The sequence below is a fragment of the Allobosea sp. NPDC003192 genome, assembly GCF_050275675.1.
GTDB lineage: Bacteria > Pseudomonadota > Alphaproteobacteria > Rhizobiales > Beijerinckiaceae > Allobosea.
Map to the genome: position 1 here is coordinate 116,846 of NZ_JBNNPK010000003.1, position 14,323 is coordinate 131,168.

The 14,323-nt window shown below is 64.4% G+C and carries 10 protein-coding genes; 7 read left to right on the plus strand and 3 right to left on the minus strand.

Annotated elements, in window-relative coordinates; genetic code table 11:
* Nucleotides 1–16: 16 nt before the first annotated feature.
* The 3 genes from uvrB to ACQKLX_RS05765 all read left to right on the plus strand — a co-directional run bounded on the left by uvrB (nt 17) and on the right by ACQKLX_RS05765 (nt 5,476).
* Nucleotides 17–2,692 carry an excinuclease ABC subunit UvrB gene (uvrB, locus tag ACQKLX_RS05755; RefSeq protein ID WP_427360306.1) on the plus strand — a complete coding sequence of 892 codons (2,676 nt, stop codon included), beginning with the start codon at nt 17–19 and terminating at the stop codon, nt 2,690–2,692.
* 38 nt (nt 2,693–2,730) lie between these two features.
* Complete coding sequence (locus ACQKLX_RS05760) at nt 2,731–4,017, plus strand: RelA/SpoT domain-containing protein (protein ID WP_427360307.1); 1,287 nt, start codon at nt 2,731–2,733, stop codon at nt 4,015–4,017.
* Nucleotides 4,018–5,137: 1,120 nt separating this feature from the next.
* Nucleotides 5,138–5,476: an endonuclease domain-containing protein gene (locus ACQKLX_RS05765; protein ID WP_427360309.1), complete on the plus strand. Its 339-nt coding sequence runs from the start codon at nt 5,138–5,140 to the stop codon at nt 5,474–5,476.
* Nucleotides 5,477–6,189: 713 nt separating this feature from the next.
* Here ACQKLX_RS05765 and ACQKLX_RS05770 read toward each other — a convergent pair.
* Nucleotides 6,190–7,644: an AMP nucleosidase gene (locus ACQKLX_RS05770; RefSeq protein ID WP_427360310.1), complete on the minus strand. Its 1,455-nt coding sequence runs from the start codon at nt 7,642–7,644 to the stop codon at nt 6,190–6,192.
* A gap of 110 nt (nt 7,645–7,754) precedes the next feature.
* On the opposite strand from ACQKLX_RS05770, the gene ACQKLX_RS05775 reads away from it, so the two are divergent.
* On the plus strand, nt 7,755–8,414 hold the full coding sequence (locus ACQKLX_RS05775) for a GntR family transcriptional regulator (protein ID WP_427360312.1): 660 nt from the start codon (nt 7,755–7,757) through the stop codon (nt 8,412–8,414).
* Nucleotides 8,414–8,896 carry an OsmC family protein gene (locus ACQKLX_RS05780; RefSeq protein WP_427360314.1) on the plus strand — a complete coding sequence of 161 codons (483 nt, stop codon included), beginning with the start codon at nt 8,414–8,416 and terminating at the stop codon, nt 8,894–8,896. Before ACQKLX_RS05775 ends, ACQKLX_RS05780 begins: the two co-directional genes overlap by 1 nt.
* 33 nt (nt 8,897–8,929) lie before the next feature.
* Here ACQKLX_RS05780 and ACQKLX_RS05785 read toward each other — a convergent pair whose 3' ends face one another.
* Together ACQKLX_RS05785 and ACQKLX_RS05790 are read right to left on the minus strand one after the other, a co-directional pair.
* A complete protein-coding gene (locus ACQKLX_RS05785) occupies nt 8,930–10,147 on the minus strand; it encodes a glycosyltransferase (protein ID WP_427360315.1) in 1,218 nt (405 codons plus the stop codon).
* The gene (locus tag ACQKLX_RS05790; protein WP_427360316.1) at nt 10,096–10,602 is read right to left on the minus strand and encodes a MarR family winged helix-turn-helix transcriptional regulator; all 507 of its coding nucleotides are present in this window, start codon (nt 10,600–10,602) and stop codon (nt 10,096–10,098) included. The genes ACQKLX_RS05785 and ACQKLX_RS05790 overlap by 52 nt, the downstream gene beginning before the upstream one ends.
* A gap of 435 nt (nt 10,603–11,037) precedes the next feature.
* Between ACQKLX_RS05790 and ACQKLX_RS05795 the strand changes: the two genes are divergently transcribed.
* Together ACQKLX_RS05795 and ACQKLX_RS05800 are read left to right on the plus strand one after the other, a co-directional pair.
* Nucleotides 11,038–12,780, plus strand: a complete 1,743-nt coding sequence (locus ACQKLX_RS05795) for a type I secretion system permease/ATPase (protein WP_427360317.1) — start codon at nt 11,038–11,040, stop codon at nt 12,778–12,780.
* Nucleotides 12,777–14,132 (plus strand): HlyD family type I secretion periplasmic adaptor subunit, encoded by a 1,356-nt coding sequence (locus ACQKLX_RS05800; protein ID WP_427360318.1) that lies wholly within the window; start codon nt 12,777–12,779, stop codon nt 14,130–14,132. The genes ACQKLX_RS05795 and ACQKLX_RS05800 overlap by 4 nt, the downstream gene beginning before the upstream one ends.
* Nucleotides 14,133–14,323 lie beyond the last annotated feature (191 nt).

The following is a 14,323-nucleotide window of genomic DNA, read 5'->3' on the forward strand; positions in this document are numbered from 1 at the left end:
CGCCCATATTCCGGCCATGCCCAAGAGCACCGACAAGACGCCCGAGACGACCTCCGCCAAGCCCAAAGCCGCCGCGAAGAAGTCAACCGCCACCCGCACGCCGAACTCCAAGGCGAGCAAGCCCGAGCTCAAGCCGCTCGACGGCTATCTCGCCGACCTGCTCAACCCGGCGATCAATCGCGGCAAGGCGGTGCCGGGTGGCGCGGCCGGCTTCAGCGACGCGCCGCAGGCCGGCTACGAGGCGCGGCCGGGCGACGCCGATGAGAAGAAGCCGCGCAAGCTCTCGAAGAAGGCGGATTCGGCCTTCGACCCCGACAGCGACAGCGCGGCATCGCTGACGGCGAAGTCGCTGCAGGCCCTGTTGGAGACCGGCAGCCCGTTCATCGAACCCGGCAAACCCTGGACGCCGCACCGGCCCGAGCGCCCCGAGAAATCGGAAGGCGGCGTGCGCTTTCAGATGAAGTCGGACTTCTCGCCGTCGGGCGACCAGCCGACCGCGATCGGCGATCTCGTCGACGGCGTCCGCCGGCAGGAGCGCGACCAGGTCCTGCTCGGCGTCACCGGCTCCGGCAAGACCTTCACTATGGCCAAGGTGATCGAGGAGACGCAGCGCCCGGCGCTGATCCTCGCCCCGAACAAGACGCTGGCGGCGCAGCTCTACGGCGAGTTCAAGAGCTTCTTCCCCGACAACGCGGTCGAGTACTTCGTCTCCTATTACGACTATTACCAGCCGGAGGCCTATGTCCCGCGCTCGGACACCTATATCGAGAAGGAATCCTCGATCAACGAGCAGATCGACCGCATGCGCCATTCGGCGACGCGCTCGCTGCTGGAGCGCGACGACGTCATCATCGTCGCCTCGGTCTCCTGCATCTACGGTATCGGCTCGGTCGAGACCTATACGGCGATGACCTTCTCGCTGAAGCTCGGCGAGCGCATCGAGCAGCGCCAGCTCATCGCCGATCTCGTCGCGCTGCAATACAAGCGCGTCCAGCACGATTTTGCGCGCGGCACCTTCCGCGTGCGCGGCGACACGGTCGAGCTCTTCCCGGCCCACTATGAGGACCGCGCCTGGCGCATCGGCCTGTTCGGCGACGAGGTCGAGAGCATCTCCGAGTTCGATCCGCTCACCGGCCAGAAGACCGGCGAGCTCGAATTCATCAAGGTCTACGGCAATTCGCACTACACCACGCCGCGCCCGACGCTGAACCAGGCGGTCAAGTCGATCAAGGAGGAGCTCAAGGCCCGCCTCGACGAGCTCAACCGCATGGGCCGCTATCTGGAAGCGCAGCGGCTCGACCAGCGCTGCACCTTCGATATCGAGATGATCGAGGCGACCGGCTCCTGCAACGGCATCGAGAACTATTCGCGCTATCTCACCGGCCGCAAGCCGGGCGAGCCGCCGCCGACCCTGTTCGAGTACCTGCCCGACAACGCCCTCGTCTTCACCGATGAGAGCCATGTCACCGTGCCGCAGATCGGCGCGATGTACAAAGGCGACTTCCGCCGCAAGGCGACATTGGCGGAATACGGCTTCCGCCTGCCCTCCTGCATGGACAACCGGCCGCTGCGCTTCGAGGAATGGGACGCGATGCGCCCGTCCTCGATCCATGTCTCGGCCACGCCCGGCGGCTGGGAGATGGACCAGACCGGCGGCGTCTTCACCGAGCAGGTCATCCGCCCGACCGGGCTGATCGACCCGCCGGTCGAGATTCGCCCGGCCAAGCACCAGGTCGCCGACCTCCTCGACGAGGTCAAGGAAGTCACCGACAAGGGCTACCGCACCCTGGTCACCGTGCTGACCAAGCGCATGGCCGAGGATCTGACCGAATACCTGCACGAGAACGGCGTGCGCGTGCGCTACATGCACTCCGACATCGACACGATCGAGCGCATCGAGATCCTGCGCGACCTGCGCCTCGGCGCCTTCGACGTGCTGGTCGGCATCAACCTGCTGCGCGAGGGCCTCGACATCCCCGAATGCGGCTTCGTCGCCATTCTCGATGCCGACAAGGAGGGTTTTCTGCGCTCCGAGACCTCGCTGATCCAGACCATCGGCCGCGCCGCCCGCAATGTCGACGGCAAGGTCGTGCTCTATGCCGACCACGTCACCGGCTCGATGGAGCGGGCGATGGCCGAGACCAATCGCCGGCGCGAGAAGCAGGAGGCCTACAACGCCGCCAACGGCATCACGCCGCAGACGGTGAAGAAGAACATCGGCGACATCCTCGGCTCGGTCTATGAGCGCGACCATGTCACCGTCGACAAGGGCCTGGTCGAGGGGCCGGTCGCCGGCCACAACCTCAAGGCCGCGATCGCCGATCTCGAAAAGCGCATGCGCGAGGCTGCCGCCGACCTCGAATTCGAGACCGCCGCCCGCCTGCGCGACGAGATCAAGCGCCTGCAGGCGACCGAGCTCGCCATCGCCGACGACCCGCTCGCCCGCCAAAGCGATGTCGAGGGCAGCGCCGGCAAATACCAGGGCGAGCGCAGTTACGGCGCCTCGGCCAACCTGCCGACCCGCGCCCGCAAGCCGACCGACGCCGATATGGGCCCGCACAACTGGGGTGGGGGTGAGGGGCGGCCGAAGGCGAGCGTGGCGCGGCCGCGCAAGCCGACGCTCGACGAGATGGGGCCTGTGCCGGAGGCGCGGCCTAAGGGGGCGGGGGAGAGGCGGGGGAGGCGGAGGTGATTGTCCAAGCCACCGAACCGTGAAAGATTTGCATTCTTTTGGCAGTTCTGAGGGAGGCATATTTGGAGTTTTCTAAATCAAAGATCGATCGCTCTGGACGTGTTCTCTCTTCGGCTGGTGAGATTGACGAAGAGTATCTAGAGCTTGAAGATGTTTTTGATTCTTATAGAGCTCAGAATCTTGAGCCACTTTCCCATTTGACAATAGATTTGCAGAGGTGGCTGCATGAATATGGAAATGGGTATTATATTGCACAAAGATTGAAGCGAAAGCCGCAAATTTTGAGAAAACTAAAAAGATTGAGCGTTAGGTTGACGCAACTTCAAGATATTGGCGGATGCAGGATTATTGTCAATTCGAACAAAGATGTAAATGATCTAATAAATTTTGTTGATGGAAAAATATCAAGCCAATCAAATTTAAAAAAACTTAGAGTGACAGACTACCGTGAGAGAGGGCGGGACGTAACAGGTTATCGCTCTGTTCACATGATGATAGAGGCCGACAAGAGAGTTCTTGAGCTTCAAATAAGGAGTAGAATTCAGCATTATTGGGCTGAATCTATTGAAAGAACCTCTGTAATTTATGGTCGACACCTGAAAGAACAGGACGGAGATCCGGAGGTTATCTCGTACTTTAAGGAGCTTTCTGATGTCTTTTACGAGATCGAAAGCGGACGTGTTCCCAGCGTTCAATCCAAGATATCGCTGGATAGAAGGCGGACGAGCGCTCAGCGTATAATAGAAATTGCTGATAAAAACAAGGTATTCGATAGTTTTGTTAACGAAGGTATTGTAAAAACATTGACATCGACTCAAGGTTTATCTGAATCATTAAATAATTGGATAATTGTATTTGATTGGAATTCAGGTGATTTTGTTACTTGGGAATCTGTTGGAAGAAATACAGATGAGGCTGTTAGAAAATACATTGAGTATGAGAATCAATTCACTAGCGATAAGAATTATGAGGTTGTCATGATTGGGTCTTCTGATATTGCTACGGTTCGACAGACTCATAGTCACTACTTTGGTATCGAAAAATTTGATGATATTCTTGAAAATTTAGATCAGGCAATTTATGGATTCCAAACAAGAATGGATATTGACGTCGGAGCGAGGCAGATACTTGGATTATTACAAAGAAGAAAGTACTGGGGAAAAAAAGCAGTTTCCATTGACACGCTAAAGAATCACTACCTTAAAGACCACCTAACTATAGATTCGTCACTAAAAACTTTAAGAGACAAGGATTTAATTAACAAATCCGACTCGCCAATTTCTTTGAATATAAAGAAGAAAGCGGAAATACAATCGTATCTCTAATTGTCGTAGATCGTAAGCTCGCTGCGCGGCGAAGTGAGGTGCAAGGAACCCCTCTCCCGAATGGGAGAGGGGCAGGGGTGAGGGCCCGCCGCTGATCATCGGAACACGACGGAGCTGCTGCTACCTAAACCAGAGACGGCAGGCCCTCATCCGGCGCTCCGCGCCACCTTCTCCCATCCGGGAGAAGGAAGGTGCGAGGTTCCGGCACCTCGATGCAGTCTCGCCGTTCGCATCAGACGAACCCCGGCCGCGAAGAGCGCGACGAACCCCTCTCCCGGATGGGAGAGGGGCAGGGGTGAGGGGCGCCGCTGATCATCGGAGCGCAACGGCGCCGCTGCTACCTGAATCGGCGAGGGCAGGCCCTCATCCGGCGCTCCGCGCCACCTTCTCCCATCCGGGAGAAGGGAGGGTCGAGGTTCCGGTGCCTCTATGCAGTCTCGCCGTTCGCATCAGACGAACCCCGGCGACGGAGAGCGCGGGGAACCCCTCTCCCGGATGGGAGAGGGGCGGGGGTGAGGGCCTGCCGCTGATTATCCGAGCACAACGGAGCCGCTGCGGCCTTCTACGGCAACGGCAGGCCCTCATCCGGCGCTCCGCGCCACCTTCTCCCATCCGGGAGAAGGGAGGGTCGAGGTTCCGGTGCCTCGATGCAGTCTCGCCATTCAGATCAGCCGAGCCTCGGCCGCGAAGCGCGCGGGAAACCCCTCTCCCGGATGGGAGAGGGGCAGGGGTGAGGGCCCGCCGCCGATCATCTGAACGCAACGGCGCCGCTGCCACCTCAATCGGCGAGGGCAGGCCCTCATCCGGCGCTCCGCGCCACCTTCTCCCATCCGGGAGAAGGTTGGGACGAGGTTCCGGCGCCTCGATGCAGCCTCGCCATTCGTACCAGACGAACCCCAGCGGCGAAGAGCGCGGGGAACCCCTCTCCCGGATGGGAGAGGGGCAGGGGTGAGGGCCCGCCGCTCATCATCGAAACGCGACGGAGCCGCTGCGGCCTCAATCGGTGACGGCAAGCCCTCACCCGGCGCTCCGCGCCACCTTCTCCCATCCGGGAGAAGGGAAGGTCGAGGTTCCGACGAGCCCGTTGCGGTTCCGGCGCTCGCCGAGGCATCCTCGCCTGATGACCACCGAGCAACGCAGCTTCGCCCGCAGGCTGCGCCGGCGCGCGACGCCGGCCGAGGAGGTCGCGTGGGAGCTGCTGCGCAATCGCCGGCTCGACGGCCTCCGCTTCCGGCGGCAGGTGCCGCTGCTCGGCTACACCGTTGACTTCATCTGCATCGAGCGCCGGCTGATCGTCGAGCTGGATGGCGTGCAGCATGATCACGAGCAGGACTACGATGCGGCGCGGACGCAAGAGATCGAGCGGCACGGCTTCACCGTGCTGCGCTTCGCCAACCCGCAGGTGCTGGGCGATCGCGATGCGGTGGTCGAGGCGATCCGGGCGGCGTTGCGGATTTAGGCGGGTGAACCGCGGGGAACCCTTCTCCCGCGGCGAAGTCGGGTCTACCCGACTTCGCCCACTCTGAGTGCTGATCTCGGGCAAGCCCGAGATCAGTGGAGGAGGGCAGGGATGAGGGCCTGCGCTCGCCGATAAAGGCGCAGCGGCGCGTCTCGTCCTAATAATCAGCGGCGGTCCCTCACCCCTGCCCCTCTCCCATCCGGGAGAGGGGTTCTACGTCGAGGTTCCGGCGCCTTGCGGGAATAGACCGCAAACTTATCCCCGCCCTCCCAACCTCCCGTATAATGCCGCGCATCTCATCCCCGAGGGGCGGCCAACCGGAGGCATGTCGTTTGGCGGGGTGGGTGCGGCGCCTGCGGGCGAGGGTTGCGCCTCGCTCCCGGGAGGCTTCGGGAACCGACCTGGGGGCACTACGACCTCTGCGCGAGGAGCTCGCTAGACCGCGCCGGCTTTACAAGCAGGCGCGACAGAAGCGCGGCCCGGAGCTTTCAAATCGCCGCTGGCGGAGCGCCACGGGGCGTGCGGATGGTGGCTCAATCCATCCGCGCCGCTTCCTGGCTCAATGGAAGCGGATCACCAAACCAGCGCCTCGCGGCGCTCCGCTGCCCCTCACATGCGACAACGCCCGCAGGATGCGCCTGCGGGCGGGGACGATGCCTGGGCGCGCGGAGCCCCTCTCCGGATCGGCGAGGGGCGGAACGAGCCTGGCGGCATCAGCGGAACGGCGGCTCGTCGAAGCTCCGGAGCTTGCGCGAATGGATCGACGAGCCGGCTTCCTTGAGCTTCTCCAGCGCGGCGAGGCCGATCTTGAGGTGCTCGCCGACGGCGCGCTCATAGAAGGCATTGGCGGCGCCCGGCAGCTTGATCTCGCCATGGAGCGGCTTGTCGGAGACGCAGAGCAAGGTGCCATAGGGCACGCGCAACCGGTAGCCCTGCGCCGCGATCGTGCCCGATTCCATGTCGATCGCGATGGCGCGCGACAGGTTGATCCGCTTGCGCTCCTTGCTCCAACGCAATTCCCAATTGCGATCGTCCTGGGTGACGACAGTGCCGGTGCGCAGGCGCTGCTTCAGCCGGTCGCCCTTCTCGCCGGTGACCTCGGCCGCCGCCTGCTGCAGCGCGACCTGGACCTCGGCCAAAGCCGGGATCGGAATGTCCGGGGGCACCAGCTCGTCCAGAATGCCGTCCTGGCGGAGATAGGCGTGGGCGAGGACATAGTCGCCGATGATCTGCGTCTGGCGCAGGCCGCCGCAATGGCCGACCATCAGCCAGCAATTGGGCCTGAGCACCGCGAGATGGTCGGTGATGTTCTTGGCGTTGGAGGGGCCGACGCCGATATTGACCAGGGTGACGCCCTCGCCGCTTTCGCGGATCAGGTGATAGGCGGGCATCTGGAAGCGGTGCCAGGGCGCCGACATCACCCGTTCGGCGGCGCTGACGTCGATGCCGTCGCGGTCGATGCGGATGCCGCCCGGCGCGACCAGCGCCTGCGCCGTGCCGGCCTCGATCTCCGCCAGGGCCAGCCGGACGAACTGGTCGACATAGCGGTGGTAGTTGGTCAGCAGCACCCAGGGCTGCACGGCGCGCCAGTCGGTGCCGGTGTAGTGGACGAGGCGCCGCAGCGAGTAGTCGACGCGGACTGCGTCGAAGAGCGAGAGCGGGCGCGGCTCGCCCTCGACGATCTCGAAGGTGCCGTCCGCGACCTCGTCGCCCACCAGCGCCAGCAGCGGCGTCGGAAAGTAGCGGGCGAGCTCGGCCGCCGTGACGGTGCCACGGCCGAGCTCGTCGCCGCCGTCGAGCGCGTAGGGGTAGGGGATTTCCTGGTTGCTGATCCCGGTCTCGATCGTCGCGCCGTATTCCTCGACCAGCGGCTGGAGCTGGTCGAGCAGATAGGCGCGGAACTCGGCCGGCTGCGTCACGGTGGTCGAATAGATGCCCGGCATGGAGAATTTCGCGTAGCCGCGCCGCGTAGCCGCCGGCAGCTTCGACGGTTCGTAGCTGACGCGCAGCATCGGGTAGCGATAGAGCGCCCGCTCCTCCAGCGTCGGCGGCTGCGCCGTCTGGAAGAAGCGCTGCAAATCGTTGCGCAGCGCTGTCCGCGCCTGCTCGTAGAGCAGCTCCAGCCGATCGACGGCCTCCTGCGGCGTGGCGGCGATCTCGAATGTCATGCGCGAACGATCCTCTCGTTCGGGGTGCTTGTAGCTGGGCCGGCGAGCCCCTGACAACAGCGTTGCATCGGCCTGCTTGCAGTCAGTCAAATATTGGATACAATTATCCCATGACCGCCACGCGCCTCGCCGCCGCCACGACCGCGTCCGCCCTCGCCCAGCGCCTGCGGGAGGCGATCGACGCCGGGCATTGGAAACCGGGCGACTTGTTGCGCCAGGAGCAGATCGCGGCCGAATACGGCGTCAGCCGCATCCCGGTCCGCGAGGCCCTCGCCCAGCTGCAGAGCGAAGGCCTGCTCGATGTCGCGCATTACCGCGGCGCGCGCGTGAGCCGGCCGCAGGCTGGGGAGATCGACGAGCTCTTCGATCTCAGGCTGATGGTCGAGACGGACCTGCTGGTGCGGGCGCTCGGCCGGCACGACCAGCGCTCGTTGCGCGAACTCGAGCGATTGCAGGATACGCTGGACGATGCCGATGACCGGCTCGGCTGGATTTCCGGCGACATTGCCTTCCACGAGGCGCTCTACCGGCCGGCGGAGCGGCCGCGCAGCCTTGCGCTCTACCGCCAGCTGCGCGCGCCGATCGACCGGTTCAGCGTGCAGGCGCTCGGCCCCGGGGCGCGAAAGCAGGGCTGGGCCGACGAGCATCGCCGGCTGATCGCCGCGGTCGCGGACGGCGACGCGACAACGGCCCAAGCCGTTCTCGAACAACATCTGCAGGCGACGCGGGCAGTGGTGCTCGCGGCCTGCTCGGAACAGGGAGATGGCTGATGGCGACGCATGGCGCGACGATCACCTGGCAGCGTGGCGAGGAGGCCTTCCTCGACAACCGCTACAGCCGCGCCCATCTCTGGCGCTTCGACGGCGGATTGGAGGTACCGGCCTCGAGCTCGCCGCATGTGGTGCGCGTGCCCTTCTCAAACCCGGCCAATGTCGATCCGGAGGAGGCCTATGTCGCGGGCTTGTCGAGCTGCCACATGCTTACGTTCCTCAACCTGGCGGCGCTGCGCGGTTTCCGGATCGACAGCTATGCCGATGCCGCCGAAGGCGTGATGCAGAAAAATGCCGACGGCAAGGAGTGGGTCGCGACGGTGACGCTCAAGCCGCATATCGTCTTCAGCGGCCCGAAGGCGCCCGATGAGGCCGCGGTCGAAGCCCTGCACCATGACGCCCATGCAAACTGCTTCCTGGCCAATTCGGTGCGTTCGGCGATCGAGACGCAGGGCAGCTGGACCTATCGGGCCGCAGCCTGAGATCGAGCGCGCGAGCCCCGCATCGATGTGCGGTCACTGCGCCGCGAGCAGGTCGTCCTCGGCGACGAGCCGGCCGATGAAGCCGAGCTGGCGATCGACGCAGGCCTCGCGCTCATAGCGCGCGATGACGGTCTGGCGCGCAGCCGCGCGCAGCGGTGCGACCTCTGTTCGCCTGTCGATCGCAGCAATCACGGTCTTTGCCAGCCGCGCATCGTCGAAAAAGGGGGCGAGCAGGCCGTTGACGCCATGGCGGATCACCTCCTGCACCGGCGGCGTCGCCGAGCCGACGACCAGCGCACCACAGGCCATCGCCTCCAGCATCGACCAGGACAGCACGAAGGGAACGCTCAGATAGACATGGGCGGCCGAGACCTGGAACAGCCTGACCAGATCGGCATGGGCGAGCCAGGGGATATGGACGATGCGGTCGCCGAGACCGGTCTCCTCCAGCATCACCTCGCGCCAGAGGCGGCCGTCCGGGCGCGGCCGGCCATAGCCCGGACCGTCGCCGCCGACCGCGACGAAGATCATATCGGGCCGCTCCTGCGCGATCCGCGCCGCCGCCCGCATGAACTGCCGGTAGCCGCGATAGGGGTCGAGATCGCGGGCTGCGAAGGTGACGACCGGGTCGCCGGCGCGCAGCACGCGACCATCCGGCAGGGTGAAAGCGGCCTGTGCATCCGGCCGGCAAGCATGGACATCGATGCCGTCATGGCAGACGGCGATGCGCTGCTGCAAAGCGCGCGGATATTGTTGCTGCTGCCAGCGCGTCGGCGCATAGGCGAAATCGAGCGTCTGCAGGGTCACCAGCTGGGCGGCGTTGCGCATGCGGATGCGCCGCCGCTCGGCCTCCGGCACGGCGAAGGCCGGATCGAAGTCGAGGTCCGAGCCGGCGGCATTGTAGAAATACTCGCAATAGCCGATCAGCGGCACGCCCGGCATCGCATCCTTGGCGAAGAGCATGCCGCCCCAGCCGACATGGCCTAGAATCGCGTCCGGCCGGTCATGCCGATGCAGACTGCTCAATTCAGCGGCAACCGCCTCGCCGGTGCGGACATGATAATCGGTCGCGGCCAGCGTCGCGTGTGCGGTCGCGGGCTCGCCGACGGAATAGGCGATCTGCCTGATTCCCGGGCGATCCGGCTCGGGCCTCTCCGTCACCAGCGTGACCTCGCCGCCCTCGGCGACGAGGCGCTGGATCAGGTGAGCGAACTGACCAGATCCTGAACGATGAACGAATAGGACGTGCATGAAGCCAGCAGGATTCCGCCATAGCGCAGCGCGTCGCCCCACCATTGTTCGAGGCGGCGCAGCGTGTCGTGGGTGGTCTGGAGGTCGGCGTCGAGATCGCCGAGGCCCTGGCCGAATTGGCTGGTCTCGTCGAGCAGCTTCAGGCGCTCGATCAGGAGCTGGCCCTTCGGCGAGAGCGAGATCCGGGCGAGACGGCGGTCGCGTGGCGAGGCGCCGCGCTCGAGATAGCCGCTCTCGACGAGCTGTTTGAGATTATAGGAGGCGTTCGAGCCGACATAGTGGCCGCGATCGAGCAGGTCGCGTACCGCGATCTCGCCGGAGCCGATGGTGAACAGCACCATCACCTGCGAGGGCGAGATGTCGTCGACGCCGAGCTTGGTCAACTCGAGCCTGAGATAGTCGAGGAAGCGCCGGCTGACCCGCTCGACCATGCGGGCGAGGTCGAGCTGCGACACCGGTGCCCGCGTCGGCACTGATTCGGACTCGAGGCGACGGATGCCGTCGGGCGGATCTCCATTGAAGCCATTGCCTAGGAATCGAGCGCCGTCATGGGGTTTCAAGTGCATTCCCTACTCCGCCTGATCTCGAAATGAGCAGTCAGCCCTCCGGGCCCCTTCGGCTGACGAATAGCCTATACGCAAAGCACATGCCACCCCGGACGGAATGGAATTAAGATTTTATCGGAATCGACATAGTCATGAACTGTTTCAAATTTTGAAATAAAGCACCATTCTGCCATATTCTTAGCAATTGTCTTTATTTCACAAGGTCTCATCTGTCATAATATGGACACGACTTATGTGAGACGCTTTATACAACGCTCATCGCTCGTTATCATCCGCTCCAGCGCATAACCGCCCGCTGATGGCCGCCCCCTTTCGGAGAACTGCATGAAGGTTGCGATCCAGCCTGCCGACGTCCTGATTCGAAGTCTGCAGCGCGGTTTTGCCGGGGGGCTGGCCTATGCCGCCTTCCTCAGCTTGTGCATCAACGTCCTGCTGCTGACCGTGCCGATGTTCATGCTGCAGGTTCAGGATCGCGTCATCGTCAGCCGCAGCTACGACACGCTGACCATGCTGCTGGTGATCGCGGTCGGGGCGTTGGCGCTCTACGGCACGATCGAGTTCATCCGCTCGCTCACCTTCCAGGCGATGGCGAGCATCCTCGCGCGGCGCCTCAACCTGCCGGCCCTGCAGGCCGCCGTCTCGACTTCGCTGGAGAAGGGCTCCGGCCAGGCGACGCAGGCGATCCGCGATCTCAACGAGCTCCGCTACTTCATCGCGAGCTCGGCGATCGCGACGCCGCTGGAGGCGATGTGGACGCCGGTCTTCCTCGCCGTGCTGTTCGCCTTCCACTGGATCTACGGCCTTGTCGGCCTGGCCTCGCTGCTGATCCTGCTGCTGCTCGGCGTGGTCTCGGACATGCTGACCCGGCGCGCTCTGAAGGAAGCGAACGAGGAGGGCGTCGCCTCGATCAACGAGATCAGCGCGAGCCTGCGCCATGCCGAGACGATCGAGGCGATGGGTATGCTGCCGGCACTGTCGAGCCGCTGGCGGTCCAAGCAGATCGCCATGCTGGAGCATCTCGACCTCGGCACCCGCCGCGGCAAATTTATCGCCGCCATCACCCGCGCCAGCCGCATGACCATGCAGCTTGCCATCTATGCGACCGGCGCCGTGCTGATCATCCGGCACGAGGTCACCGCCGGCACGTTGATGGCAGGCAGCATCCTGCTCGGCCGCCTGCTGGCGCCATTCGATTCGATGATCACCGACTGGCGGCAATGGGTGCTCGCCGCTGCCGCCTGGAAGCGTGTGCGCGACCTGCTGCAGTCGCAGAGCTCCCAGCGCCAGAGCGTGCCGACTCCGGCGACGGAGGGCGATCTGGTCATCGACCGGCTGGTCTACGCCCCCAAGGGTGGCGAGCAGACCGTGATCAAGGGCGTCTCCTTCTCGCTGCAGCCTGGCGAGGTGCTTGGCCTGGTCGGCCCGTCCGGAGCGGGCAAATCGACGCTGGCGCGCATGATCGTCGGCGTGCTCAGGCCGAATGTCGGCGGCGTCTATCTCGACGGTCACAACACCTATCTGTGGGAGCGCGGCTCCTTCGGCGACATGGTCGGCTATCTCCCGCAATCGGTCTCGCTGCTCGACGGCACCATCGCCGAGAACATCGCCCGGATGCGCAAGCCCGATCCGCACGCCATCCTGGAGGCGGCGCGCATCGCCGGCGTGCACGAGCTGATCGGCCGCCTGCCGCTCGGCTACGACACCAATGTCGCCGACAGCGACTTCAAGCTCTCGGGCGGCCAGCGCCAGCGCATCGGTCTGGCGCGGGCGCTCTACGGTCTGCCGCGCCTGATCGTGCTCGACGAGCCCAATGCCAATCTCGACGCCGAGGGCGAGCAGAGCCTGATCCGGGCGATCAACGCGGCCCGCGACAGCGGCGCGATCGTGATCCTGATCGCGCACCGCCCCTCGGTGATGCAGACCGTCGACAAGATCCTGGTGCTGCGCGAGGGCCGCGTCGCCCAGTTCGGTCCGCGCTCGGCCGTCGCCGGCATCATCACCCCCGGTGGCGTCGTCGAGCTCGAGCCGGCGAAGCAGCCCTCTGCCCCGCGTGAGGTGAGCGCATGAGCGAGCTTCCGATCCTGCGCCGGCCCGACCGCGCACTCGTGCCGCTGAAGACCGAGACCGAACCCGAGGAGCGCATGCCCTCGCTGCGCAATCTCGTCCTCGCCGGCGTCTGCGCCGTGGCGATCGGCTTCGGCGGCTTCGGCGCCTGGGCGGTGACGGCGCGGCTCGACAATGCCGCCGTCGCGCAGGCGACGGTGATCGTCGACAGCCGGCGCAAGACGGTGAGCCATCTCGAAGGCGGCATCCTCAAGACCCTGCTCAAGGCCGAGGGCGAGCGCGTCACCCAGGACGAACCCCTGCTCAGGCTGGAGGACGCCCGCGCCCGCGCCGAACTGCAGCAGCTCGAAGCCAAGCGCGTCGGCCTGGACGCCCGGCTCGCCCGCTTGCGGGCCGAGCAGGGCAACGCGGCCGAGATCGATTTCCCCGACGACATCGAGAAGGCGCGCACGCCGATCGCTCGCGAGGTGATCAGGGCCGAGCAGACGCTCTTCCGCGCCCGGGCCCAGGTCTATGACGGCAAGACCCGGATCCAGCAGCGCGTGATCGAGCAGCATCAGGCCGAGTCGGAGGCGTTGCAGGCGCAGATCGATGCGGTGCGCAACCAGCGCACGCTGATTGACGAGGAAGTGAAGACGATCGCGGAGCTCTACGAGAAGCGCTACGCCAAGCGCTCGCAGCTCGTCGAGTTGCAGACCCGCCAGAGCGAGCTCACCGGCCGTGCCGGCGAGATGGCGGCGCGCAAGGCCAAGGCCGAGCAGGCCGTCGCCGGCGCCGAGCTCGAGATCAAGTCGATCAGCCTGGAGCGCCAGAGCGAGATCGCCAAGGAATTGCAGGACAGCCAGCTGCAGCTTTCCGAAGTGGTCGAGCGCATCGTCCAGGCGCAGGACGTGCTGCGCCGGCTCGTGGTGACTTCGCCGCAGGAGGGCATCGTCGCCAATATCCGCATGCGCACCGCCGGCAGCGTCGTCGCCGCGGGCGAGGCGATCCTCGATATCGTGCCCGAGCAGGAGCCGCTGGTCGTCGAGGCCAAGGTCGATCCGCGCGACATCGATTCGGTCCGCGTCGGCGCCGACACCCAGGTCCGGCTGACCGCTTTCAATGCCCGGCTCATGCCCCCGCTCCTGGCGAAGGTCTCTTATGTCGCCGCCGACCAGCTGATCGACGACAAGACCGGCAATGCCTTCTTCATTGTCCGCGCCGAGATCACGCCGGAAAGCCTGAAGGAGAACAAGGTGACGCTGCACGCCGGCATGGCCGCCGAGGTGCTGATCGTCAACGGCCGGCGCTTCGCAGCCGACTACCTGCTTTCGCCCATCAAGGACAGCTTCAACCGCGCCTTCAGGGAGGACTGAGGCGGCGGCTTCACCTGCGAAAGATGCCGAGCATCGCCGGTGTGACGAACATGCCAACAAGATAGTTCGAAAACCAAAGCAACTTGTAAGTTCAATTCCCGATATAACAAAATATAAAATGACATAACCTTTGTTGCATCGCAAAAAAGTCATAATAGATTGCTTGATACGACATAGTTCTTGGCTACTCT

Excerpts from the sequence above, each read along its gene's own strand:
- ACQKLX_RS05800 (WP_427360318.1), top strand. The coding sequence starts at position 12,777 with ATGAGCGAGCTTCCGATCCTGCGCCGGCCCGACCGCGCACTCGTGCCG.
- ACQKLX_RS05795 (WP_427360317.1), top strand. The coding sequence starts at position 11,038 with ATGAAGGTTGCGATCCAGCCTGCCGACGTCCTGATTCGAAGTCTGCAG.
- ACQKLX_RS05775 (WP_427360312.1), top strand. The coding sequence starts at position 7,755 with ATGACCGCCACGCGCCTCGCCGCCGCCACGACCGCGTCCGCCCTCGCC.
- ACQKLX_RS05785 (WP_427360315.1), bottom strand. The coding sequence starts at position 10,147 with ATGCACGTCCTATTCGTTCATCGTTCAGGATCTGGTCAGTTCGCTCAC.
- ACQKLX_RS05765 (WP_427360309.1), top strand. The coding sequence starts at position 5,138 with ATGACCACCGAGCAACGCAGCTTCGCCCGCAGGCTGCGCCGGCGCGCG.
- ACQKLX_RS05780 (WP_427360314.1), top strand. The coding sequence starts at position 8,414 with ATGGCGACGCATGGCGCGACGATCACCTGGCAGCGTGGCGAGGAGGCC.
- uvrB (WP_427360306.1), top strand. The coding sequence starts at position 17 with ATGCCCAAGAGCACCGACAAGACGCCCGAGACGACCTCCGCCAAGCCC.
- ACQKLX_RS05770 (WP_427360310.1), bottom strand. The coding sequence starts at position 7,644 with ATGACATTCGAGATCGCCGCCACGCCGCAGGAGGCCGTCGATCGGCTG.